This is a genomic window from Pseudomonas sp. IT-P12, from assembly GCF_949767465.1.
Classification (GTDB): domain Bacteria; phylum Pseudomonadota; class Gammaproteobacteria; order Pseudomonadales; family Pseudomonadaceae; genus Aquipseudomonas.
Map to the genome: position 1 here is coordinate 267454 of NZ_CATKPY010000021.1, position 25320 is coordinate 292773.

21 protein-coding genes are annotated in these 25320 nt (G+C 63.9%); 1 reads left to right on the forward strand and 20 read right to left on the reverse strand.

Translation table 11 applies throughout. The features are described 5' to 3' along the window. Nucleotides 1-12: 12 nt before the first annotated feature. Nucleotides 13-1458 carry a curlin gene (locus tag ACM6IM_RS10225; protein ID WP_414865052.1) on the forward strand — a complete coding sequence of 482 codons (1446 nt, stop codon included), beginning with the start codon at nt 13-15 and terminating at the stop codon, nt 1456-1458. Nucleotides 1459-1512: 54 nt separating this feature from the next. Here the strand turns inward: ACM6IM_RS10225 and ACM6IM_RS10230 are convergent, their stop codons facing one another. From ACM6IM_RS10230 to mnxG, 20 genes are all read right to left on the reverse strand, one after another. After that, on the reverse strand, nt 1513-1839 hold the full coding sequence (locus ACM6IM_RS10230; protein ID WP_414865053.1) for a DUF6124 family protein: 327 nt from the start codon (nt 1837-1839) through the stop codon (nt 1513-1515). A 1612-nt stretch (nt 1840-3451) separates the two neighbouring features. Then, nucleotides 3452-4309: a CsgG/HfaB family protein gene (locus tag ACM6IM_RS10235; RefSeq protein ID WP_201189081.1), complete on the reverse strand. Its 858-nt coding sequence runs from the start codon at nt 4307-4309 to the stop codon at nt 3452-3454. Between the two features lie 30 nt (nt 4310-4339). Beyond that, entirely contained in the window at nt 4340-4774 is a 435-nt protein-coding gene (locus tag ACM6IM_RS10240; protein ID WP_192301601.1) for a curli assembly protein CsgF, read from the reverse strand. After that, entirely contained in the window at nt 4771-5160 is a 390-nt protein-coding gene (gene csgE / locus ACM6IM_RS10245; protein WP_192301602.1) for a curli production assembly/transport protein CsgE, read from the reverse strand. The genes ACM6IM_RS10240 and csgE overlap by 4 nt, the downstream gene beginning before the upstream one ends. Beyond that, nucleotides 5157-5687 (reverse strand): type II secretion system protein, encoded by a 531-nt coding sequence (locus tag ACM6IM_RS10250; protein WP_414865054.1) that lies wholly within the window; start codon nt 5685-5687, stop codon nt 5157-5159. The genes csgE and ACM6IM_RS10250 overlap by 4 nt, the downstream gene beginning before the upstream one ends. After that, nucleotides 5662-6036, reverse strand: coding sequence for a type II secretion system protein (locus ACM6IM_RS10255; protein WP_192301604.1), 375 nt, complete (start codon nt 6034-6036; stop codon nt 5662-5664). The genes ACM6IM_RS10250 and ACM6IM_RS10255 overlap by 26 nt, the downstream gene beginning before the upstream one ends. Nucleotides 6037-6039: 3 nt before the next feature. After that, on the reverse strand, nt 6040-6513 hold the full coding sequence (locus ACM6IM_RS10260; protein ID WP_192301605.1) for a type II secretion system protein: 474 nt from the start codon (nt 6511-6513) through the stop codon (nt 6040-6042). Between the two features lie 2 nt (nt 6514-6515). Beyond that, nucleotides 6516-8351 carry a secretin N-terminal domain-containing protein gene (locus tag ACM6IM_RS10265; protein ID WP_192301606.1) on the reverse strand — a complete coding sequence of 612 codons (1836 nt, stop codon included), beginning with the start codon at nt 8349-8351 and terminating at the stop codon, nt 6516-6518. Beyond that, nucleotides 8348-8866: a hypothetical protein gene (locus ACM6IM_RS10270; RefSeq protein ID WP_414865055.1), complete on the reverse strand. Its 519-nt coding sequence runs from the start codon at nt 8864-8866 to the stop codon at nt 8348-8350. The genes ACM6IM_RS10265 and ACM6IM_RS10270 overlap by 4 nt, the downstream gene beginning before the upstream one ends. Beyond that, a complete protein-coding gene (locus ACM6IM_RS10275; protein ID WP_414865056.1) occupies nt 8866-9414 on the reverse strand; it encodes a pilus assembly protein PilO in 549 nt (182 codons plus the stop codon). The genes ACM6IM_RS10270 and ACM6IM_RS10275 overlap by 1 nt, the downstream gene beginning before the upstream one ends. Then, a complete protein-coding gene (locus tag ACM6IM_RS10280; RefSeq protein WP_414865057.1) occupies nt 9401-9946 on the reverse strand; it encodes a PilN domain-containing protein in 546 nt (181 codons plus the stop codon). Before ACM6IM_RS10280 ends, ACM6IM_RS10275 begins: the two co-directional genes overlap by 14 nt. Before the next feature lies 1 nt (nt 9947). Then, a complete protein-coding gene (locus ACM6IM_RS10285) occupies nt 9948-10751 on the reverse strand; it encodes a hypothetical protein (RefSeq protein WP_414865058.1) in 804 nt (267 codons plus the stop codon). Further along, nucleotides 10732-12438, reverse strand: coding sequence for a GspE/PulE family protein (locus ACM6IM_RS10290; protein WP_414865059.1), 1707 nt, complete (start codon nt 12436-12438; stop codon nt 10732-10734). The genes ACM6IM_RS10285 and ACM6IM_RS10290 overlap by 20 nt, the downstream gene beginning before the upstream one ends. An 84-nt stretch (nt 12439-12522) precedes the next feature. Further along, complete coding sequence (locus tag ACM6IM_RS10295) at nt 12523-13053, reverse strand: response regulator (RefSeq protein ID WP_201189101.1); 531 nt, start codon at nt 13051-13053, stop codon at nt 12523-12525. Between the two features lie 224 nt (nt 13054-13277). Further along, entirely contained in the window at nt 13278-14231 is a 954-nt protein-coding gene (locus ACM6IM_RS10300; protein WP_414865060.1) for a peptidylprolyl isomerase, read from the reverse strand. Between the two features lie 15 nt (nt 14232-14246). Then, a complete protein-coding gene (locus tag ACM6IM_RS10305) occupies nt 14247-15797 on the reverse strand; it encodes an ABC transporter substrate-binding protein (RefSeq protein WP_414865061.1) in 1551 nt (516 codons plus the stop codon). Between the two features lie 9 nt (nt 15798-15806). Further along, nucleotides 15807-16427, reverse strand: a complete 621-nt coding sequence (locus ACM6IM_RS10310; RefSeq protein ID WP_414865062.1) for an SCO family protein — start codon at nt 16425-16427, stop codon at nt 15807-15809. Then, nucleotides 16424-17083 (reverse strand): SCO family protein, encoded by a 660-nt coding sequence (locus ACM6IM_RS10315; protein WP_414865063.1) that lies wholly within the window; start codon nt 17081-17083, stop codon nt 16424-16426. The genes ACM6IM_RS10310 and ACM6IM_RS10315 overlap by 4 nt, the downstream gene beginning before the upstream one ends. A 13-nt stretch (nt 17084-17096) precedes the next feature. After that, nucleotides 17097-19049 (reverse strand): cytochrome D1 domain-containing protein, encoded by a 1953-nt coding sequence (locus tag ACM6IM_RS10320; protein ID WP_414865064.1) that lies wholly within the window; start codon nt 19047-19049, stop codon nt 17097-17099. A 352-nt stretch (nt 19050-19401) separates the two neighbouring features. Next, nucleotides 19402-25251, reverse strand: coding sequence for a manganese-oxidizing multicopper oxidase MnxG (gene mnxG / locus ACM6IM_RS10325; RefSeq protein ID WP_414865065.1), 5850 nt, complete (start codon nt 25249-25251; stop codon nt 19402-19404). Between the last annotated feature and the right edge of the window lie 69 nt (nt 25252-25320).

Sequence of the window (25320 nt, forward strand, 5' to 3'; positions counted from 1 at the left end):
GGAGGTTTCATCATGTTCAAACTGACGCCCCTCACCGCCGCCATCCTGGTCATGGTCAGTGCCCAGGCCATGGCCGACGACAGCGTTTCCCTGCAGGACCAGACCGGCACCGCCAACGTCGCCGATGTGAAGCAGACAGCGGCGCCCTTCAGTACCGCCACCCAGCAGCAACTCGGCCAGGGCAACGACGCGGCCGCCGTGCAAGACACCGCCACCAGCACCATCGACCAGCACCAGGTCGGTGACTACAACGCCGGGTACGGCGAACAGTTGTTCGAAGACAACAGCAGCATCACCCAGCAACAGGTCGGCGCCTTCAACACCAGCCACGCCAGCCAGTCCATCGGCGTCGGCGGCAACGAAGCGCTGCAACAACAGCAAGGCAGCGGCAACTTCTCCTTCGTCTATCAGGAAGAACAGGAAGCCACCTCCGCGCGCACCTTCCAGGTCGGCGACAGCAACGAGGCCAACATCGAACAGGTCGGCCTGGGCCTGGCCAACTCCGCGACGGTCAACCAGGTCGGCATCGCCAACTACGGCACCGCCGAACAGTCGGGCCAAACCAACGGACAGATCACCATCAACCAGACGGGCGAAAGCAACTACGCCTATTCCGACCAGAGCTTCGGCAGCGACAGCAGCGCCACCATCAACCAGCTCGGCGTGCTCAACGGCACTGAAATCTGGCAGGACGACCAACGCAACAGCCAGGCCAAAGTCGACCAGATGGGCACCAGCAACGAAACCATCGTCGACCAGAGCTTCGGCGAAAACAACGTGGCCCAGGTCCTGCAGGTCGGCGACCTCAACGCCATCTATGCCGACCAGTTCAACTCCGTCGGCTCGGCCTTGACGCTGTACCAGGAAGGCACGAACAACGTGCACTTCACCTACCAGAGCGGCGACAGCCACGTCCTCACCGCCAACTCGGTGGGCAGCCAGAACAAGGTCTACGCCAGCAACTGGAAAGGCCCGCAAACCGGTGGCCAGTTCGGCAGCAACCAGCGCGCGACTATCAACCAGAACGGCACCGCCAACGTCGCCAACTTCACCCAGGACGGCATCGGCCACATCCTGACCACCAACCAGAGCGGCTCTGGCAACAAAACCACGATCAACCAGGCGGATGCCTTCAACGAGCTGTACTTCGACCAGAACGGCAGCGACAACCTCCTCATCGCCGACCAGCGCGGCACCACCAACCTGGCCATGGGCAGCAGCAACGGCATGGGCAACACCACCGACTTCACCCAGTCCGGCACCGGCAACGAGGCCTACACCACCCAGAACGGCAACGACAACATGATCACGGTCAAACAGGCCGACACCCAGAACGTGACCTACGTGAACCAGGGCGGCACCGGCAACATTGCCAATGTCGACCAGAGTGGCGTGACACAGATGGCGACGATTCAACAGATGGGCATGGACAACCGGGCGACCGTGTTGCAGCAATAAGCGCGAGCAAAAAAAACCGCGGCCCTGGTGAGGGTCGCGGTTTTTTTTGGGGGATCAATGCGGTGCCTGGAACTCCAGATTATCCAGCGCCCGATTCACCGCCAGGTCCGCCAGCATGATGATCTGCTGGATACCCAACAGCATGTGGCGTTGCGGACCGTCGACAAATACCGAGAGATCACCGGCCAAGACGCTGGCTGAAGCGAGTGATTCACAGGCACTGGCGAGCAGGGTTTCGGTGTCGATGTCCGGGGCGATGGAGAACATTGTGCTGGGGGTGTGGGGTGACGCGGTATTCGGCAGCGATGGATCAAAAGCCGGGTCGTCGGCAGATTCGCTTTGTGAGGGTGATTCAGGAGGATTGGGCGTTGGTTTTGGCATGGTGAAAGCTCCTGTGACAATCGGAGCCACCAGTACTCGTCGCTAAACAAGTGAAGGTGGCGGCTGTACGAAGGTTAGCGAACCGGTCACAGGTAAACCCGGCAGACCCGAAGGTCTCCGACGCACAGCCACCATAAATGAATGACAGGCGAAAAACGCTTGCAATCATTGCCGGAGGACTTGTGTCCCTGTAAGTGTTCGAGTCGCTAAACCCGATCGCTGAATGGGCAGCGATGCGCAAACGTTAGAGACCCAAGCCAAGGCACACAAGCCGGCGGATTCTGGCGTAGTTGTAGGCAACGGCGCAAGGCATCGTAATGGTGGAAGGGTCCTACGGAAGTAGCCGACCAAGAAGAAATCCCTTTGTAGGAGCCCACCAAACCACCAAACCACAAGGCCGAGCGTTAGCTCGCCTTGCGCGTTTGATCTTGCTTCTGCTTTTGATCCACCCGCCCCTTCGGCAGGCTGAGTGGAGGCATTCATCCGGGGAGTGGGCGCGCAGCGCCGTGCGGCGAAGCCGCACACATCGAGAGGAGGTGCAGCGCAGCAAACCGGAGGCGATGTCCCCGGAGGGATGCCGCAGCGAAGGAACGCCGAGCCCAAGCGAGGGGCCGGACGCTCGGGGCGAGACCTTTTGGTTCCTTTGGGCTGGGCCGGCACTCCGGCGTTTGCCAAAAGGGACTCGACCGTCAGGGCGAAACCATAAGCAGCCGTTACCGCAGCAATGGATATGTACACCCAAGACAACATGGTCGGCTATCAGGCCGCCATCGCTGGCAAGCCAGCTCCCACAAGAATCGCGCGCATCTGCAGGAATCAGGCTGACCGCGACACCGCCATCGCGAGCAGGCTCGCTCCCACAAGGCTCATAAGTGCACCTGCCAATAACCGTGGGCGGTGAGGACGTCTTCGCTGGCAAGCCAGCTCCCACCGGGAAATTGGTACAGCCGCAAAGATCATGGTCAGATCCGCTGCTTTCGCGAGCAAGCTCGCTCCTACAGTAAGCGCCCACCAAACCACCAAACCACAAGGCCGAGCGTTAGCTCGCCTAGCGCGTTTGATCTTGCTTTTGCTTCTGCTTTTGATCCACCCGCCCCTTCGGAAGGCTGAGTGGAGGCATCCATCCGGGGAGTGGGCGCGCAGCGCCGTGCGGCGAAGCCGCACACATCGAGAGGAGGTGCAGCGCAGCAAACCGGAGGCGATGTCCCCGGAGGGATGCCGCAGCGAAGGAACGCCGAGCCCAAGCGAGGGGCCGGACGCTTGGGGCGAGCCTTTTTTGCTTACTTTTTTTGGCGTTTGAAAAAAAGTGAGTCGCCGTAAGGGCGAAACCATAAGCAGCCGTTACCGCAGAAACGGATATGTACACCAGCAAGAACATGGTCAACAGCCAAACCGCCATCGCTGGCAAGCCAGCTCCTACAATGATCGCGGACAACCGCAGAAATCAGGTTACCTGTGAGGCCGCCATCGCGAGCAGGCTCGCTCCCACAGGGTTATGGGTAAATTCTCAAATTCCCGGGCGAATGTCAGGCCGCCATCGCTGGCAAGCCAGCTCCTACAGGGTTCAGATTACAACCAGCGAGAACCAGGTCGGCCCGCAGGCCGCCTCGGTTCACTCCTCCTCGGTCACCCGGTTCTGGCTCAAATAACGATCGAGCGTCTCATTCTGCGCCGGCACCGAGTTATCCCCCGCCACCTGCCACAGACGCCGCTCGATGCCCTGGGCCAGCAGATGCCCCACCGCCGCTTCAATCGCCGACAACACACACAACTGCGCCGGTTCGTTGGTGGTATAGCCAACCTCCGCCTCGAGCAGCTTCTTGAACTCGATGAACTTGAAGACCCCGGCGCTACGACCCACCGAGTAGATGGTCTTGCTGGTCATGACATTGGCCAGCACCTGCCCGCTGCGCACGTCCACCGCCCGCAGGTTCACGGTGACCTGATCCACGCGATACTCCCGGGAAATGTCGATCCCCAGGTAGCGCGCCCCTTCCCCGCCGCTCTTGACGTTGGTGTCGTAGGCAATGATCCCGCCCTCGAGCATCATGTTCGCCGCTTGCAGCGGCGGCAGTTCAGCCTGGATGTTCACCGGGGTGTTGGGCTTTTTCTGCGAAGCGCGGATGATCTTGCGCTCGGTCAGCAGGTTCTGCAGCCCTTCGCGTTCCAGCACCACGAACCAGCCGCTGGCCTGCAACGCGTCCATCAACATGCTCGCCGCCCCCTGGGTCACGCTGGTGGAGAACGAGCTGGCCGGCGTCGGTTTGTACTGCCCGGTCTGGTCGCGGAAACCGTACACCACCGCCATCAACCGGCCCTTGGGACGCGGCATGTTGATCAGGTCGTAGTAAGTCGAAGCCCTCGGGGTCAGCGTCGGCGTTTCAGTGTCCTGTTCGGCACCGATCGGCTCGCGCAGACTGCAGCCTTGCAACGCCGCCAACATCAGCCCCAGCAAGATTATTCTTTTCATGTCCTTTACTCCCCATCACGCCAAGTGCCCTCAAGGGGCCAGGCCACTCACCTGGATTTCCGAAATCTCACCCGTCGCCCGGTCCGTCACGACGATGGTCAATTGGCCGGAGTCGTCGACGACGTTGACGATAAAAGCGTCGGTGGTCAGGCTCCCCGTGTTGCCGGCGGAGATGTTGTCCAGCAACTGCCCGAGCAAGCGTGATTGCAACTGGCTGGTGAAGCGCTCCAGCGCCGAGGTGCCGGCCACCGACGTGCGTTTTTTCAGATCGGGATCGTCGTAGTCGTTCTGCGCCTGGGCATTGTTGAGCAGCCAGGTGCCGTTCAACGGGTTGCCGCCGAACGATGGGTTGATCGGCGTGTAGACCAGTTCCGTGGCGTGCACCAGGCTGCAACTGCCAAGCCCGAGCAGGCACAGGCCGGCCCGCGAAAGCGCTGAACGTTGCGAGAAGTTTGTTGTTTTCATAATTCGTCCCTCTCCAGGTCCGTTGTGTCCTGCAACATGGCTTCCAGCTTGCGCTGGACGATCTGCCCGCGTACCCAGTCGGCGGCGTCGTACGCCTCGTCCTTGAGTTCCACGGTGTTTGGCGGCAGAAACCGCCGGTAAACCAGGCGCTGCTGATATTCCACGGTGACCAGGGCGCCCCAGCGCGCCGAAGGCCGTTCACGTACCACCAGGTTGAAATCCATCGGGCTGGTGGCACGCAGGCGTTCACTGAACGAGTAATAAAAGTCGTGGCCGATGTGCGAAATCGTGTCATCGACGATGAAACCCATCATTTCGTCCTCTTCGCCGGCCGCAGCGGCAGCGGACGCCAGCATCAGGATCAGGGCCAGGCAGCGGCGGTTCATGGCTGCAACCCCTGAGGCGATCTGGACGGTCCCTTGCCGGCACCCGGCGCGCCGTCGAGGAACGCCTTCTCGGCCACGAACTGCCAGTCCTTGTAGCTCGCCATGCCGGCAAAATCCGACCACTGGGTGGGGAAGTCCGCCTGCTTCAACGGCTTGTCCGTGGAGGCGCTGGTGAGGCCGGTGATGCGCCCGTCGAACCCGCGCATCAAGGCCCATTCCCCCGCGCCCAGCGGGTCCGGATACAACTGCCGCAAATGATGCTTGGCATTGGGAAAACGCTCGTCCTGCAACAGGTCCTCAAGGGTTTTCGGGTATTGGGCCAAGCCCGGCGAACTGCGGTAGTAGCTGCGCAGGGCCTGGGCGTATTGGGTACCGACCCAGAGCAACTGGCGCTCGCGGTCACGGCGCGCGGCGGTGGCCCACAACTGGCCGGCACTGGCCAGGCCCATGCCCATCACCACGATCAGGAACAGCACGCCCAGGTAGGTGAAACCCGCCTCCCTACCACTCGGAAAATAGGCTGCCATCACGCGCCCTCCCTGTGGCTCCGCTCTTGATGTCGGCGACCGCGCCCGGTACGCCGTCCGGCGGTGCGACCATCACCCAGAGGTCCTTGCGCTCGGCAATCGGGTCCATCGGCGCATTGCGCAGGTAACGCTGCTCCACCAGTTGCTCGAGCGAATCGGGATAACGCCCGGTGTCGCCGTAATAGTGATCCAGGGCTTCGCGCATCGATGCCAGGCTTTGGCGCAGGGTGGTCTCTTTCGAGGATTCCAGGCTTTCGAAATAACGGGGCATGGCGATGGTCATGAGGGTCGCGATGATTGCCATGACCACCATCAGTTCCAGCAGGGTAAAGCCCTTTTGCCGACGCATGATTCACCACTCCCGATACGCAATGCCGTTGAGGCCCTTGCCCCGCGCCTTCGAATACACATCGAAGATGTCTTCGCCTTCGCGCGGGTTCTGCGCCGAACTGTCGTAGGCACGCAGGCCCCAGCCGCCTTCATCGTCGCGCTTGACCGGGACCAGCGGGTCCCGGGGCACGCGGCGCAGGAAATAGAACTTGGCGCCCTTGGCGCTGCGCACGTCGCGCACGCCGTCCACCAGCACCTTGAGGCTGGGCGGATAGCCGCTGCTGTTCAGCGACTTCTCGATGTAACCGGCGTCGAACGCGCGTTTGTAGGCGTCGATCGCATCGCGGATCTGATACAGCGCGGTGCGCAGTTCCTGCTCCTTGCCCCGGCGCACCACTGTTTCGGTCAGCGGTGCGGCCATGCTGGCCAGCAGGCCGATCAGCGCCAGCGTCACCACCACTTCGACCAGGGTAAAACCACGTTGCGAGGCGTTCATGATCAAGGCTTCTCGATAAAGACCTGGGTGGTGGTCGCGGCCACCGGGCGGTCGATGCGATCGGTGGTCACAGACATTGGCAGGCTGCGATCCGGCGCCTGGATGTGCATGCTGGTTTCGGTGCCAGTGGTGAACTCCATGTCGGACGGGCTCTGGTACGGCAGGTTGCGCACCACCCGCGGGGTGATCGACAGCACCAGCTCCGACTTGCTGACCGAGTCCTTGTTGCTGCCGAACAACCGGCCCAGCCCCGGGATGTCACCCAGGCCGGGGATCTTGTTGCCGGTGGCGCCATGGTCGTTGCGCATCAGCCCCGCCAGGATCTGCGTTTCGCCGTCATGCAGGCGCAGGGTGGTCTGGGCGTTGCGGGTATCGACCTGAACCGGAATCGTGCCCTGGCGGGTCGGTTCCAGCGGCGTGGCGTTACTGACTTCGAGGGCGATCTTGATCGCCACTTCGTTGTTCAGGTGCACGGTCGGCTGCACTTCCAGTTTCAGGCCGACGTCCAGGTAGGTCACGCTTTCGGTGATCACCGGACCCTGGGTGGACGGCACCGAGGTGGCGCTGATGATCGGCACGCGCTGACCGATGTGGATGCGCGCCTGTTCGCGGTTGCTGACGCGAATGGTCGGGCTGGCCAGGGTATTGATGTCGTTGTCCTGGGCGTTGATCTTGGCCTGGGGCGACGGCGAGATGGTAATCCGGCTGGAGTCGATGCCCTTGAGCTGGTTGAGCAGCGTCACCGGCGAACCGTCACTGTTGATCACGCCGAAGGTATTGGGCCATTGCAGGCCGAGGTCGAGAATCCGTTGGGTGGCGACTTCCATCACCTCCACTTCCAGCACCACTTCCGGGTTGGACTGGTCTTGCGATTGCAGGAGTTTTTCGGCCATGCGGATCGCGTCTTCGGTGTCGCGCATGGTCAGTGTGTTGAGGCGTTCGTCGACGAACACGTCGCGGGTCTTGAGCATGGTCTTGACCATGTTCAACGCCGTGTTGGCGTCGATGCTGGTCAGGTAGAACGTGCGCATCACCAGCTCCTGGTAATCCTTGAGCTTCTGCGGCGAATCCGGGTAGATCAGCAGGGTGTTTTCGTTCACCACCTTCTGGTGCAGCTGGTTTTGTTGCAGCAACAGATCCACCGCGTCTTCGATGCGCACGTCGCGCACGAAGATCGTCGCCTTCATGTCCGGGCGCAGGTCCTTGTCGAAGATGAAGTTCAGGCCGGCGACCTGGGACAGCACTTCAAAAATGGTCTTCAGGTTGGCGTCGCGAAACTCCAGGGTGACCGGCCGATCCAGGCGGGTGCGCAGTTGCGGGTAGGGGATGACGTTGCGGCTCTGTACCAGGCGGATACTGCCTTGCAGTTCCAGGGCGCCGGCATTTTGCGGGTCCAGTTCGAGGATCTGCTTGACCTGGCGGTCGGCGCCGTAGAGGTCACCGCGACGCAGGTCGCCCCGGGCCAGTTCGAGTTTTTCATCCATGCTGCGCAGGTATTCGAGCTGGCGCAGGGCGTCCTGGGCACGGCGGTTGTTCGGCTCGATGGTCAACACGCGGCTGTAGTTGATCCGGGCGGCCGCGAAATCGCGACGGGAGCGGTCGGTATCGCCCTCGGTCAGCAGCGCGGTGATGGCCCGGGTCCGGGCGGTATTGAGCGCCAGGTGCAGTTCGGTGTCGCGAGGGTTTTCCCGCAGCCCTTCCTGGATACGTGCCAGCCCCGCCTCGTATTGCCCCTGCTCGATCAACTCGGCAGCTTCCTTGTTGGCCACTTGCGCGGAACTGCACGCGGCCAGCGCAACGCAGAGGCAAAGGCTCATCGACAAACGGATCGGGTTCATGGCGCGCTCCCCACAGACAAGGTCTGGGACAAATGCATAGGCAGGTAGACCAGGCTCAACTCCCTGTCGGAGATGCCCTCGATCCGCCAGGTTTCGTCGATCACATCCCCTTTGCGTACGACGTATATTTTTTCGCCGTTCTGCAAAAACACCTGCAGGTCGGAACGGTCATCCAGCCGGCCAACGAACTGGAACGGCATCGGCGGTGCAGTGGGGGCCTGCACCACCGGGGTCACATTGACGGGTTGCTCGGTGACGCTGGCCAGGGTCGGCGCGGCTTTCCAGCTGCGGGCGGCAAACAGGTCGCCCGCCGGGCTCAAGTCCCTGATCGCCGCCGGTTTGCCCGCTGCGGGCGTGGCCGGCAAGGCCCTCTTGGCCTTGGCGTTGGCCGGGGGGGCGACCGCCGCCAGCGAGACATCGCCCTCTCCGGCCGGCGTCCAGTACTCGGGTAACCAGGCCAGCGCCGCCGCGACGCCGAAGAAGCCCACCCATCCTGCTACGCGCTTGGTGTTCATCATGACCTCGACAGGTAAAGGGTCAGGCGGATGCGCCCGGTCAGGTCGGTGTCGGCGATTTTCTTGCGCTGGAACTCCACGTCTTCCACCACCACCGCTGGCAACTGGCCGAGCAAGGCATGCAGGAAGCGCCGCAGTTGCGGGTAGCTGCCGCGCACCGGCAGCAGGATCTGATAACGCGCCAGGTGGGTCTTGGGGTCGATGCCCAGGGCGTATTCACCCCGTGCCAGGGTGATGCGTTCCTTCGCCGCGAGGGCGTAGATCTTGTCGATGGCCACCGTGGCCTGGGGTTGCGCCGGCAGTTTGCTGCGAAAGTCATCGAGTTGCCGTTGCGGTACCACGGGGGCGGCGACGCTGCCCTCCTCGACCCTGGCCAGGTAGTCGCGGGCGTCTCGGGTCTGCTGGCTGAGCTGTTGCAGCGACTGCCAGTGCGGCATCAGGCCTGCCAGGCCATACACCAGCGCCAACACCAGCATCGCCGCCCCCGCCAGGCCGGGAACGCCCAGGCCCTGCAGGTATTCGTGGACGATCAGTCTAGGGATTCGCATCGCCAATCTCCCAGGTAGCCGACAGGTTGAATTGCACCGGGTGCTCCGGCACGTTGGCCACGATTTCGTGGCTGAGCAGCGACACATCGGACAGCTCGTCGCTGGCCTCGAGGTTGCGGTGGAAATCGAGCATGGCTTCCAGATCCTTCGCCTCGGCGCTGATCCGCACCTGCCCTTTGCGGGCATCGGGGGTCAGGGTCAGCAAGGCGATGTCGTCGCGGGGCATGGCTTCGAGCATGGCGAACAGGCTTTCCCAGGGCCGGCGCAGTTGCTGCGAGACCTTGCGCATCTCGGCAAGGTTTTGCGCCTGTTCGCGGACCTGGGCCGGGGTCAGTTCGACTTTGGCACCGCTATCGCCGGTCAGCACGCGCTGGGTGGTCTGCAGGTGCCCCTGCTGTTGCTCGACCTGTTCGCCCAAGTGCTGCGACATCACCAGGCAGCCCAGCGCCAGTCCCCCGCCCATGGCCAGCAGGCTCCAGCCCAGCGGGCCCGAACGTCGACGGGGCTGAAAATCCAGGTTGAGGGCGCGCATCTCAGGCCACCGCCCGGGACATGACGTACAGGCAATCGCGTACGGGTGTGCGGCCTTCTTCGAGGGTGCGCAAGTGCACATCGGGCAGATCGGGCTGCACGTCGACGCGCGCCGGGGCATGCAGGTAGACGTTCAGCGGGCGCTCGCTGGTGGACGCCTGCAACTGGCATTCGCGGGCGATCAATGCGCTCAGCGCGGCGTCACTGTCGCTGCTGCCCACCGAGCGCACCGAGGTCCAGCGTTGTTCACGGGCCAGCAGCAACACGCTGCGCACTGGTTCCGCCACCACGAACAGGAAGTCGCCGCCTGCCAGGCTCTTGTCGAAGTGATTGAACGCCGCCATCAGGTACGGCTGCACCGAACGCAGGCGCAGGCCACGGGCACGGATCAGGGTGCGCAGGCGGGTCAGCAGGTCCTCGGGCAATGCGCTGGCGACGCGGTCATGGCCCGCCGGCTCCGCCGAGAGCACCAGGCTCCAGGGTTGGCTCGGCACGCCGTACAGGTCTTCGAAGCACAGTTGCGCGAAGCCGTGCAATTCGCCGGGGCTGCTGATCTGCTCGCTCCAGGGCACCAGGCAGAAGCGGCTGAAGTGCCCGGAAATCACCACGCTCAACTCGGCACCGGCACGGGTGTGGTCGGCCAGCAGGTGGTCGAGGGTGTCCAGGGCCACGGCCCAGGCATGGAAGCCTTCGTCGATGAAACCGACGCTGCCCAGCCACAGGGTTTCGCTGCCACGGCGCTGGCCGAGGCCGACGCCGCTGGCGCCGATGACGGCGACATAACGCTCACGAGATAAAAGTGACACGATTGATCTCCTCGAGAGTGGTCCGGCCCTGTTGCACCAGTTCCAGGGCCGATTCGCGCAGCAGGCGCAGGCCACGCTTGCAGGCGTGGGCCTTGATTTTCGCAATCGGTTGGCGCTCGACGATCATTTGCCGCAGCTCATCGTCCAGGTGCAGCAGCTCGGCAATGGCGCTGCGCCCACGGTAGCCGGTGCCGCGACAATGCCCGCAGCCCTTGCCATGAACGAAGTGGTAGCGGGCGGCCTGTTGCGCATCCAGGCCGGAAGCCTCCAGCTCTTCTTCGCTGGGGAGGTACGGGCTGCTGCAACTGGTGCAGACCAGGCGAATCAGGCGCTGGGCCAGCACCGCATTGAGCGCCGACACCAGGCTGTAGGGGTCGATTTCCATCTGAGTGAAACGGCCGATCACGTCGAATACGTTGTTGGCGTGGATGGTGGTGAACACCAGGTGCCCGGTGAGCGCCGATTGCACGGCAATCTGTGCGGTGTCGGGGTCGCGGATTTCCCCGACCATGATCTTGTCCGGGTCATGACGCAGGATCGAACGCAGGCCCCGGGCGAAGGTCAGGCCCTTTTTCTCGTTGACCGGGATTTGCAGCACCCCCGGCAACTGGTACTCCACCGGGTCTTCGATGGTGATGATCTTGTCCACGCCGTGGTTGATCTCGGTGATCATCGCGTACAGCGTGGTGGTTTTGCCGCTGCCGGTGGGGCCGGTGACCAGCACCATGCCGTAGGGTTCGGCGGCCAGGCGACGCAGCTGGCGCAGGGTTTCCTCCTCGAAGCCCAGGGCCTGCAATTGCACGCCGCAGACCTTGTCGGCCAAGTCCTGCTTGTCGAGTACCCGCAGCACTGCGTCTTCACCGAAGATGCTCGGCATGATCGACACCCGGAAGTCGATCTGCCGGCCGCTGATGCCGATCTTGAAGCGCCCGTCCTGGGGCACGCGCTTCTCGCCGATGTCCAGCTCGGCCATGACCTTGACTCGCGAAATCACCTGCTCGGCAAACTCGCTGCCCTGGATCTTGCTGATGTTGTTGAGCACGCCGTCGATCCGGTACTTGATCACCAGGCCGCTGCCGGTGGTGCCCAGGTGGATGTCGCTGGCGTGCATTTTCAAGGCGTCGTAGAGGGTCGAGTTGACCAGCTTGACCACGACGCTGGCGTCCTCGCTGATGCTGGTCAGCGACAGGCTTTGCAGGGTGTCGACTTCGGTATTGGCGTCGGCCTGGGCATTGAGCGATTCCACCGCGTGAAAGCTCTCTTCGTGACGCGCCAGATACGCCTTCAAGTCGTCGGCATGCACCAGGTACAACGGCGCGCCGTGCAGACAGTCGTCGATCCAGGCCAGGCGTGCGGTGTCGAAGGGGTCGGCGAACACGCCGATGACCGCGTCCTCGTGACGCAGCAGGATGAATTCACGTTTCAGGCATTGGGCCAGGGTGACCCGGTCGAACACCGGGGTGGCCTTGAACAGCGTGTCGGTGTCGAGCACCGGGTAATGCAGGGTCGCGCCGAGGCACTGGATGAAGGGCATGGGCGCCAGTTCGCACAACACCCCGAGGGCTTCGAGCATCCGTTCGCCGGAACGGCCGGCCAGCGCCCGGGCCTGGGCCAGTTGCTCACTGGAAAAGCGCGATGGGGGACATTCCAACTGCGCCGGTTCAACGGCAAGGGATAGACGGTCCATGGCTTGCTCTCCAACGCCGGGGGCTTTGAGCCCTGTCGACGCGGCGAGCGATTACGGTGGAGACCGCAGCGGCTTGTCGCGCCTTTACTCCCCGGTGAGCAATTGTTCGTCGTCTGGTGCCTTGGAGGCCGAACTTCGTCGGCGATCCGCCAGCACCCAACTGCCGTCGTACAACTGCAGCGGGAAACTCTCATTCCTGCTCTGGCGTCGTTCGACAAAACCTTCGGCGGTGCCCATGCCGGTGAGGGGTTCACGCTTCATCCCCAGAAGGTCGCACACGGCTCGGGCCAGTTCCGCCATTGGAAACGGTTTGAACAGGATATGGCTGACACCCAGCTGGTGGGCCCTTTCGCAGACTTCAGCGGTCGGGTGCCCGGTGATCAGCACAAAGTGGCAGTTCCTGTTCTGGCGGATAGCTTCGAGCACCTCAAAACCTTCCATGTCAGGCAAGCGGTAATCGAACACCATCACATCGGGTGCGAACTGTTCGGCTTCACCGATACCCGTCGCACCGTCATGTGCAATCCGAACGTCCAGTTCCTGCGCCTGAAGGTAATCCTTGAGGTTTTCTGCAAGAAGCTGTTCGTCTTCAACAACCAGTACTTTGTTTAACAAGGTGGACTCCTTGAAACCGCAGGTCCGATTTCCGAGCCTGGTGGAGTGCGCGCCTTGATAGGGCTAACGCACACTTCATGCCAGGCTGAGCGCCGGTAATTTCACCACTGCATCCCATTGAATTGCTTCGAATCACCTGTTCGTCCAGGCACCCTTTTCCCCAAAGACGGGGAAGCGCACGAAAGGTCGCCGAAGCTTTTCCCCCACTATTGGGGGGCCAATCCTCAGTCGCCGTCAATCCTTTGAATTCGATTGCTGGAGCGCAACTGCGCAAACACCTGCTGACGAACCTGGACTTGTTGCTGTCGGGCAAGGTACGCCCTGACACTTTCCAGTCCCTGTGTTTCTGAGACATCGACCGCCTCCAAGTGGTTCTGTTGAAAGATCAGATGCCAGCCCAGCGGTGTGCGGACCGGCTCGCTGACCCCACCGGGCTGCAAGGCAAACGCTGCCGCTTCGAACGTGGGCAGCATCCGTCCACGGGGGAAATAGCCCAGGTCCCCGCCCGCGCTGGCGGATGCATCTTCGGAACCGCTGCGGGCGACGCTGGCAAAGTCCTCGCCCTGAGCGATCCTGACCTGCATCTGCACCAAGCGTAGTCGAGCCGACTCGACCGCTGCTGCGTCGGCATCGGGCGCGACCTTGATCAGGATGTGCCGGGCCTGCACGGACTCCGGCTGGCCCATTTCGGCGCGGTGCTGGTCGTAGAACGCCCGAACCTGCTGTTCGTCCGGGCCGTCCACCCGGGTCAACTGCTCGAACACTTGCCGGGCCGCGAGCTCGCGGCGGGTGTACTCGGCAAAACCGGCCTCGTCGAAACCGGCATCTTCCAGGCGCCGGGCGAATTTCTCGGCACCGCCGCTGGCGGCGCGCATCTGTTCAACCTGGTTGTCGACGGCAGCATCACTGATGACCACACCGCGCTTGACCGACTCCTGCCAGAGCAATTCACGATCGATCAGCGCGTCCAGGGCCTGCTGGCGCAATTGCTTGTACGCCTTGGGGTTGCGAATGCTGCCCAGCGCGCGGCCCTGATCTTCCAGGTATTCGGCAAAATATCGTTCGAAGCGCAACGCCGATATCTCTTGATCATTGACCCGCGCAACCGCCGGGCCATTGCTGGCCAATGCCCCGGGCAACCACAGGGTCAGCAGTATCAGTAACGTGTTGAATGTCATGATCGAGGCCTCCGCTCAAGGGGTCGCCGTCACCGGTTTATAGGGGGCAACCAGGTAGAAACGCTGGTCAGGCAGATCCACGGTGACGATGTGTGCGCCGTTCAGGCCCAGGCGCCGCCCCGGCCCGAAGCTGATCAGCGGGGTCAGCCCGGTGTCGAAATCATGCAAGCCTTCCAGGGCGTTGATCAGCTTCTCGCGGCTGGCATCGCGACCGGCCTGCTTCATGCCTTCGCTGAGCAGCAGCATCGAACTGAAAGCCCCGACTTGCAGCACCGAGTGCTGGCCGCCAAGTCCCTGCTGCTCGCGCACCTGAGTCAGGGCCAGGCGCCCGGCCTGCGTCCAGTCACTGGGCACGAACGGATAGGAGAGGAACACCCGCCGGGAAAAACCGCTGGGCACCTGCAACAGGTCACCGGCCACCTGATTGGACGTGGCGAACAGGTAAGGCACCTGCCCCGCTGTTTGCAGGCGTGCGGCGAAGCGACTGAAATCCTCGCCGCAGCCCAGGTAAAACACGGACCGCGAGCCCAGCGGCAGTTGTTCCTGCGTCGGGTCGTAGGCATTGAGGCTGACGTTCTGCCAACCGCGTCGCAGCAGGTATTGCCCGAGGTTTTGCGCCGCCTGCTGCTGGCCGGGCTCGTTCGGGTAGGTGATCAGCGTCGGGCCCTGGAGCACGCGCAGGCTGTCGGTGGCGTAATCGGCCAGGGCGAACAGTTGTTCGCGCAGCCCCGGCATCGGTTCGAAAATCTGCCGACTGCTCTGCGTCGCCCCCTGCAACGACACCGGGCCGATCAGCGGAATACCCGCCTGTTCCAGGCGCGCCACCAGTTGCGCATCGAGGGCCGGTGCCAGCGGCGCGATCAGGGCGAACACCTGCTCCGGCCCGATCAACTGGCCCAGCGCGCGTTCGGCACTGGCCAGGTCTGGGCCCGGATCAATGATCGTCAGGCGCAATTGTCGACCGTGAATCCCGCCCGCCTTGTTGATACGCGCGATACTCCCGTTGAGCACCGCGGCCACCGTCGCCCCCTCCTCCACCAGCAGGCCCTGGCTGGGCAGCAAGGTGCCCAGGTGCAGGCTGTCGGGCGTCAGGCCGGGATCACGTTCTTCGGCCAGGCGCTTGAGGTAGGCCGTGAGGTTGCGCTGGTCGTTCATCGACAGCACGAAACGCGGCATCGCCGGGTCGAGGCGATTGTTGCCCGGATCACGCCCCTCCTGCACCGCCCGCGCCAGTGTGCGTTCGGTGTAGGCCGGGTAGTCGCGGCCATTGATGTGCTGCTGGCCGTGGCGGCTGGTCAACCGCGACCAGCTCAGGTCCGGCGGTCGCACCCCGCCCTCGGGCCGGCCCAGACCATCGGCGCCATGGCAGTTGGCGCACGGCAGGCGGGTGGCTGGCAACACCATGTCCGCCGCCCCGACCCGCGCCATGATCGGCTCGCCACTGCCCGATACGCCCTCGCGATACAGGCGTTTGCCGGCACTTTCTTCAGGGCTCAGGGGCGACGCACCAGCGCTCGGAAGGCATCCGGCGATCAGGAGCAGGCCAAGGACCAGGCTGAGGTTCATGGCGCGCCCTCAACGGCCGGCCACGGGCATTGTCAGCAGCTGCAAGCGCTGGGCAATGGCGGCGGCCGGGGCATCGGGACGGATCTTGCTCCAGCGTTTGTTGGCCACATCGCCGACGATCAATTGGGTTGAATGCTGCTCGGGGGTCGGCACGATCTGGCCGATGCGGCTCAATACAAGGTCCATTTGCGCCTTGTCGCCCGTGAGAAAAAACCAGTGGGGCCCATCGACGCCCTGTTTCAAGGTGTAAGCCTTGAGCACCGCTGGCGTGTCCCGCAGCGGATCACTGGTAAGGGAAATGAAGGTGATGTCGTCCGCCTTGTCGCCCAGCACTTCACGCACGTCCTTGAGCTTCTGGGTGATCAACGGGCAGGCATCGTTGCAGCTGGTGAAAATGACATTGAGCAGCACCACGCGGTTTTGCAGGGCATCGCTGTAGAAGCGCAGGGTGTTGCCGTTCTGGTCCTGCAACGGCGTATCGGTGAACCAGGTTTTCGCATCGCGCGTGCCGCTCGCCGGTTGCGTCGCGGCGACCGTCGGCATGGCGGGTTCATGGCCTTCATGGGCGAACGCCATCGAGCTGAAAATGCAGTAACACAGGGTCAATGAAATCCAGTCGACGACTCTCATGGCTGCTGCTCCGTGCTGGCGATGGCGGTGTGTTTGGCGTGGGCGTTGCGCTGGCCGCTGAGCTTTTCCACTTCACGGGTCAGCACGGCCGGGTCGGTGAAGCCGTAGTAGCGCGTCCAGTGGCGACTGTTGCCGTCACCGACGAGGATCAGCGGCTGGTGACTCTTGAAGTCGCCACTGAAACTGCCCAGCCCCTTGAGCGTTTCGTTGACCGACTGCGGCGAACCGGTGAGCCAGCTCCAGCCCGGCCCTTTCTGGAAGGCGCGGGCGTAGTCGTTCAGGCGCCGGGCGTCGTCACGCTGCGGGTCGATGCTGATCGACACCAGTTGCACCTCCTTGCCGACCCGCGCCCCCAACTGCTGCTGCACCTTGCCCATGATCGACGAGACCACTGGACAGACCGTGGAGCAACTGGTGTAGATGAAGCTCATGACCACGATCTTGTTGCTGACCAGGTCGTGTTCCAGGTGCACGTTCTGGCCGTTCTGGTCCACCAGCGGGACATTGGCGAACTTGACCTGGGTGCTTTCGGCGCTGGCGCTCTTGGCCGGCATGGCATGCCCGGCATGTTCGCCCGTCGAATGTGCCAGCGCCTGGCCAATGCCGGTAGCCAGCAGGCAGAGTGTCAGCAGGCCACGGTGTGTAAATCGATTCATGTCGAGGTCCTCTTCAATGAGCGGTGTCGGCCAGTACGCGGACACTGGCAAAGGTCTGGTCGCCGAAACCGGCGCCCAGGGACGGCGCACTGACGTGCAGGTACCAGGCGCCTTGCCGATCCAGGGTGACCGGGGCTTCGTAGATGCCATTGCCGATGTGGCGCGCCACCACCCGTTGCGGTCTTGAACTGGGGGCGAGGAAGTAGCGCAGCTGTACGTCTTCGACTCCGCTGCGCACGACGTTCTGCTTGCCCTGGACAATGCGCAAACGCACGGTGTAGGGATCGCCGAGCACGGCAGTGGTCTTGTCCAGCAGGAACTCCACTTTCGCCACGCCTGTGGGTGCCGCGCCGCTGTTGTCCGGCTCGATCAGCGTGCTGAAGCAGTGGACGATGTTCGGCTGGTTGAGCAGGAAAGCCACGTCGAAACGTCCGGCCGCCGGCAGTTTGACCCGCGCGCTGTACAGGCCCGGCTCGATTTCGCGCAGGCTGCGGTCAATGACCAGCGCCGCCCGTGCCAGTTGCCCGCGATTGGGGTAGCCGGACATGGGGGCGTTCATGCCTTCGGCGTAGAAGTAGGTGGTGTTGTCCACCGGATTGACCACGAACACCGCGTTGTCGTCACGCGACACCGCCAGGCTGGAGGCCAGCGGCAGGTCGCCGGCCATGCGTGGTGGCTGGGTACCGGCCTCGAAACCCTGGGTAATGGGCTTGCGCCCTTCCCCCAGCGACGCCAGGTTGATCATCATCACCTTCGACGACGCCAGCCCGCGCACATAGGCGTAGGCCTTGGTGAACACCACTTGATAGGGCTCGGCAGAGACGTCCAGAGTGTGGATCAGCGAATCGGTGGCGGCGTCGATCACCGCAGCCTGGTTCTCCAGGGTGTTGAGCACAATGCCGAAGCGGCCGTCGGCGCTGAAGCCCATCGGGCCCAGGCCCTGTTTCAAGGCGATCACCCGGCGCACCGACTGGCTCGCGGCGTCGACCACGGTCACCGTGCCGTCCTGACCATCCGTCACGTACGCGGCGCCGGCCAGCGGCGAATACACCACCGACAACGGGTGCGAGCCGGTCCTGAGCTGCTTGATCAAGGTCAGGCTGGCGATGTCGATGATGCTCAGGGTGCCGTCGTCGCGGTTGGTGACAAAGGCGAAGCGGCTGTCCCGGCTGAAGGCGATTTCGTGATGCCCGCCGCCGGTGGCCAGGTGCTTGAGGGTTTTGAGGCTGCGGGTGTCGATCACCGTGACCCCGGACTGTTCGGCCGATGGGGCGTTGTTGCCGACCCACAGCAGGCGTTCATCGGGTTGCAGGGCCACACGGACCGGGTGGCTGCCGGCCGCGACCGAGTCGAGCACCTTGAATTGTTCGCTGTCGATCACCGCCACCTCATCAGCGGCCGGCATCGACACGAACACCCGTTTGTTGTCCCTGGGCGTCACCCAGTCCATCGCTGGTTGCTTGATGTCGATACGCGCCAGGGTGCTGGTGATGCCGCCCACCGAGACCGACGGGTCCACCACCATGACGCTGGCATCGCGGTTCATCACCAGCAGGAAGTAGCTGTTGAGGTCCAGCAGCGGGCGCGCACCGATGTTGGATTTGAGGAATGTGCCGACCCGCGATTTGCAACTCTTGTCCCGGCCCTGGGCCTGATCGGCGGCCATGGCCTGCGGGTCCAGCCAGGCACCCGGCGCGGCACCGGCGAGCGGTTGACCGGAGGCCTTGTCGGTGATGCGAAACAGCACGTCGGCAAACTCGCCTTCGCGCAGCACCCCGTCCTCGGCCAGTGACCGCATCTGCAGCGCCACCGTGACGCCGTCGCGCTCCAGCGTCTGGCCAGCCCCGGTATCGGGCTGTGCGACGGCGCTGAGCACGGTCGGCGGCGTGGCCCGCCAGACGCTCAGCCAGATGACCGCCGCCCCCACCATCAACGTACCGGCCACCAGTGCAATGGTTCTGTTCATTTTCTTGTTCTCCCCTGACAGATCGGTGCACGCGTTCATGTGGGAGCGGGCTTGCCCGCGAAGAGGCCAGCACAGCCAACCTCTCTGAGCCTGACACTCCGCCTTCGCGGGCAAGCCCGCTCCCACAGGTACTGCGGCGCTCTTGGTGGGAGCGGGCTTGCTCGCGAAGAGGCCGGCACAGCCAACATCTCAGTGCCTGACACTCCGCCATCGCGAGCAAGCCCGCTCCTACAGGTACTGCGGCGCTCTTGGTGGGAGCGGGCTTGCTCGCGAAGAGGCCAGCACAGCCAGCATCTCAGTGCCTGACACTCCGCTTTCGCGAGCAAGCCCGCTCCCACAGGTACAGCGGTGGTTAAGGAGCCGGTGCCGGCTCCGGTTCATTGGTCACCCGCAACAACCCCCACAGCCCGGCGGTATTACCGAAGGACGCGTTGTCGCGGTACAGGTAGTCCCCGGCGATCGCATTGCTGCCCCCGGCGCTGGGGTGCATGAAGCTGAAGTGCGCCGCTGGCAACACGCTTTCCCGGGCGCCGATGTACATCGACATCGGGTTGTAGCCGAACTTCACCGAACCGATGCCCGGGGTGCCCATCGGGTAGCCGCCCAGGTCGCTCTTCTCGGAGACGAACGGGTTGACCGACCAGACGTGACCGTCGAGCTGGAAGGTCGAACCGCGACTGCCACCGGACGGCATCAGGATGTGCGTACGGAACGGCTGCCCCGGCTTGGCGTAGAACACCGGCGTTTGCGGATCGCCGCCCACCAGCGCGTTGCTGTAGGCCATGTGCGCATTGGGCACGTTGCCGTAGCTGCCCGGGCTGCCGGCGTGGCCGAACGGTGCATCGGGGGCCAGGCCAAAGCGGAACCAGATCGGTTCGACCTTGTAGTTGATGGCCATGCTGGCGTTGTCCTTCGGATCGTTCGGCACGCCATTGCCCTCCGAGGCGATGCCTTCCACCGGCCGACCATTGGCCCAGCGGGTGTTCAGCGCGCGCTGCCAGACCATCGCAAAGTCGCGGTAGCTGGTCTGGCCAGGGGCCGTCACCGTGGCCGACGCGCGCTTGGCATCCTCAACCCAGGTGGAGCCGATCGGCAGGATGCTCATCGCGCCACCCAGGCCTTTTTGCGGCTGCTTGATGACGTCCGCCGGGGTGATGTTCAACCCGCCGAACTCCACCGCCGTGGCGTTGATGTTGTCAACGTTGCGACCCAGCTGGGTGATCGGCTTGCCTTCACGCTCCAGGTGCCCGGCGTAGTACTGGTAGGTACGGGTCGGGTAGGCACCGGTATTGCCGACGCGGGGTGGCACGGTCTGGATCGGGTTGGCACCGACGTTGGCCCCGTCGGACTTGGTGATGTCATACGCCAGCAGTTGCGCGTGCAGCCCCACATGGCTCGATGGCCGCAACAGGTTGTTGTTGAAGGTGGTCGAGCCCATGCTGTCGTTGCGGTCGCGCTTGGCCAGGCCCTGCAGGATCGCGGTCTGGGCCAGGTCCGGCATCACGCTCGGCAGGCGGTTTTCCAGGGTGATGTTGATGCAGTCACCGGCCGCCGCGCGCAGGATCAGCGGCTCGACAGGAATACCGGGCTTGAGCTTGCCGGTGGTCACATCGAGGTCGCCCTTGCGCACGTACAGGATGGCGGTCGGGTCATGCAGCGGCCCGCTTTGCCCGCCGATGGTGAAGGTTTCGCCGTCCTCTTCGTCGACCACCGTCACCTGCGGGATGCTCATCGTCCGCGAGTTGAGCACCAGGGTGCCGCCGGTGGGTTTCAGCGGCCCGCCGACATGCTGCCCGATGCCCGCCGGGTCGCCGATGCTCAGGCCCAGGGGGTTGCTGAGGATGTCGTTGGCCAGCGCGGCGACCACTTCATAGTTGCGCTGCACGGTCGGCCGGGTCCCGATGCCATTGGGGTTGGCACCGATCCGTGGGCAGATGCCGTCGAATGCCACGGTGTTGCGCATGCCGGTCGGTTTCGAGTTGTTGGGCAGCGCGAACAGATCGCTGCGTTGCGCGGTGTAGTTGCGCATCACGCCCCAGATACCGTTCCAGTAGCCCTCGATGGCCGCGTCCATGGTGTAGAGGTAGTCACCGGTGGTGGCCGCTGCGCTGGAGATCATCGACACCGGCGCGTTGAAGCCCATCTGCTCGGAGATCCCGACCATTTGCGAGGCGCGCCAGCCGGAGTTGGAGCTCGCGCCGAAGCCGGAGCCGCTCTGCAGCCATTTCACACCGTGCAGGGTGACGTTGTGCTCCTCTTCGTGACCGCCGGCGTGCACCCGCAACCGCACGTTGTCACCGGTGTAGGTGCGCAGCATCGGGGTGAACGGGTCACCCGGTTCGGCGCCGCCCTTGTTGATGTGCGGCGGGAACAGCGTGGTGCCGCCGGTGGGACCGGTGGCCGAGGTGATCAGGTTCGGCGCCAGGTTCATCGCCGGGATCGCACGGTCGGTACGGCTCTGCATGGCGTACGCCAGGTCACCGCCCAGGCCGTCGGCCTGCATGCCGCGCTTGCCGTCCGGGCCGACCTTGTTCGGGTCGAACACCCGCAGGGCCAGCGGTTCGTTGCGGTAGTTGACGACGAACATGCCCGGGTCATCCACCGAGATCGCCTGCGGGCATGGCCGGCTTGGGCAGCCCGGTTTGACCCCGCCACGCAGTTCCACCACCGCTTCGAGCAACTGGCTGGTGTTGTCGCGCACCGGCGGGTTGATCGCGTAGCGGAAGCTGTCGGCGGTGGCCGGGTAGGCTTGCGGGTTGGGCACGCCGTTGGGGCCGGCGCCGACGTAGACACCGGCTTCATAGGCATGCTGGAAGTCGCTGTACTCCAGGAAGAACTCGCGGAAGCTGTCGTTCTTGCCGTCATAGTCCAGATCGCCAGTGGAAATCACCGCCTGCCACGAGGTCGGACCGCCGTCCTGCCGCGCACCGCTGTACAGCGGCTCGCCGGTTTCGGCATGAAACCAGGTGGAACCGGCCGGCTCAGCCAGTACAGTGGCGTACAGGCCGATCTGCTGGTGAGTCGATGGGCCAAGGTGGTCGTGGGTAAAGATGGTGCCCAGGCCCCGGTCGATGCCCTGGGTGTTGATCACCGGGTCGACGAACCAGCGCTGCATGGCCGTGCGTGCGCCCACCCAGTCTGCCCGACCGAACTGGCCGAAGTACGGGTGGTTTTTCGCTTTCGGACAGGCCGGAGTGCCGTCACGCGGGTCGGTGCCTTCGCACTGGTTGAACTCGCGAATGGCGTGGATGCGCTCCTGCACGGCACCGGGGGAAAGCACGCCGTCTTCGTAGTTCCAGCCGTTGGACGAGCCATCGGCAGACGTCAGGTCCCATTTGGGCAGGTGAATGTGCTGACCGATCACGTCGGTCGGCGTGCGCACCTGATAGTCATCCATCTCGTAAGTGGCGGGCACCAGGTTGGTTTGCTGGTACTGCACGCAGTCGAAAGTGTTCATGCGCATCACCAGTGGCTCTGGCGGACGCTGCTTGGTGATCACCGGCCAGGCGTCCTCCCACAGGGCGAGAATGCGCGCCTGCGGGAAGTGGTAGCCGACCTTGTTGTACACCGCGTCGAACTGGATATTGGCGGCCTTGTACACCCGTGGCCGATCGGCGGTGAAGGTCGAGGAGCCGATGAACGACATGCCATCCATGCGCTCACCGCTGGCGAATTCGCCGGTACCGGCGCTGCTGGTCAGGCGTTTTTGCCGGTCATCCATGCACGGTTCGTAGTAAGGCGCGCCAGCAATCGGCAAGGCGCCGTTGGTGCGGAAGTTGCGCGCCACCACCTGGCTGCCGGGCAGCACGGCGTAGCTGGGGTGATCCTTTTTCGCATGGAAGGCCATCGCTGCCTGTTCGACTTCGGTGCCCTCTTCCGGCAGGTAAATCGGTTTGGCCCGGGTCACGGCCTTGGAGAAATCCAGGGAGGTGGTGACCGTCTCGGCCTCGCCGCCCTCGGCGACACCGCCCAGGGCGTGACGCGGCAAACCGCCGTCCCAGCCGCCGGACTGATTGGGGTCGAGGTTGGCCCACAGCGCCTTGCCGCTGGCCTTCAAGGCCTGCGCCGTGGCCGCGTCGAGCATGTCCAGTGGCGGGGTCGGTGGGCGTTGGCCGACCGAGCTTTCCATGCCACCGATCCAGAAGGGATAGCCGGGGTTTTTCAGGGTGCCGTCGGCGTTGCGGTTGGCTTCGCTGCGATCGATCAGGGCGAGAGAACCGATGGCCTGGGCACCGCCCTCGTGATGTTCGCCGTCGTCGTCGCCTTCCTCATCGTCATCTTCATGGCCAGCCACCAGCGCTTCACCGATTTTCGGTACGACCGCGACCTTGCCGGGCATGGGTGCCATGGCTTTGCCTGGCAGCGGCACTACAGCCGGAATCGGCGTGCCGGCGACGATTTCGCCATCGGGCAAGGCCCGTGCACCGGCGGCGGGTTTACCGTTGCGCAGGGCATAAGGCTCAGTGTGGAAACCATCGGCGCCCTGGTCCGAGACCTCGAGCCGGGTGCCCTCCTCGAACACGTCATGCACCCGCCACATGGCCCACATGCCCTGGGCGAAGTGCGGATAGAAGTGGCAGTGATAGATCGCATCGCCCGCCACCCGGTTGCGGTTGCCCGAGCCGCCATTGGCGATCTCGTAGGTGTAGCCGGCGCCTGGGCCGATGCCCTGGGCATCGACGTAGTCGGAGTTGTCATCGTTGGGGTTGAACAGCCACTGATGGCCGTGCAGGTGGAAGATATGGTGCTCGTAGCCGTTGTGGGTGTTGCGGAATTTGACGAAATCACCGATGTAGCTGTGGGCGACGTTGGACGGCTCCGACGGATACAGCGCAGCTGTGGCCTTGACCCCCACCTGATCGGCGCTCGGTGCCTGGCCGGGGGTGATGCCTTCGAGCCCGACGTTGGCCGGTACATCGACCAGCATCGCCACGTCACCGACGGTGTGCGCACTGAGGAAGAATTCTTCATAGGCGCAGGACAGGCAATCGTGCATCGGCCCCACGCCCAGGCGGTTGGCGAGCACTTCCGCGCCCATGCCACCGGCCCCGTAGTTGATCATGAAGGAATCGCGGGTCGGCTCCAGCACATGGCTCATGACCGGGTCGGCGAAATATGCCGGGAAGGCTTGGGTGACGGCGGTTTCATCCTGGAACTGTGCCGAGAAATCGCGGAACGGTTCCAGCCGGTTGGGCAGCGCCGGGTTGCGTTTGCCGACACTTTCCAGGGGATAGGTCACGGCCGGAAAACTGCCGTCGGCGTTGCTGCCCATGACAATCGCATCGGCTTCGCTGGAGACGATCTCATTGCCGTCGACCATGTTGATGATCGGCTTGCCGGCCTTGCCCTCGCGAATCCAGGGTTCGCGCTGCGGGTAGCGCGCCTGATAGTCGACGATGGGATGACCGGCCGGCGTACGGCCGGTGCTGGCCAGGCGCATCTCTTCTTCGGTGATGGTGTTGCGGTAGCTGCGCCCGCCCTTGGGCATGACCGCTACCTGGCCGAACAGGCCGTTGGCGTTGTTGCCGGCGGCGCCTTCACTGCCAAAGGTCGCGCCACGGCTGCTGACGGTGAACGCCCCTTCGCGTTCGGCGAACAGCGTGTAGGAACGGCTGGCGCCCGGCGCGACCAGGGTGTTGGCGTTGCGCCCGGTGAAGGAAGAGATGTCATCGATGCTGTTGACTGCCTGCAGGCCGTTGACCTGGAAACCCACATGGCGGTCGGCGACCTGCTCGTCGGCCTTGAAGTTTTGACTGCCGCCGCCAACCGCTTCGAATTCGCCTTCTTCTTCCTCGCCCTCTTCTTCGCCTTCGTCGTCATCCTCGAAGTGCTTGTTCGGGTTGGCCTGGTACGCCAGCAGGTTCTGCAGGTTGACGGTCAGGCAGTCACCGGCGGCGACCCGCAGGACCAATGGGCGTGGGCGCTTGTCGGCGCGCAGCGACACCTTGCCCGGCACCGCTGCTCCGCCCTTGTCCAGGGGCACCTGCTGCTCATCGACCACATCATGGCGCAACGCGAACATCATGCCGTTGACGTTCTGTGCGCCCAGGCGGTTGAACATCAGCGGCTGGTCCAGCGCCACGACGTTTGCCACCAGATTGCGTTCGCAGCGCGCGGCCGCTTCGGCCAGCTCGACGCCCAACAGCGGCGCCAGAAACAGCAACAGGTTAACCAGGTGATGAGCGTGGGGGATGCCGGTCATGATCAGGGTCCTCGCTGTGGGTGCTCACAGGGAATGGTTCTCGACAAATCCCCTGGAGCAATCCGCATG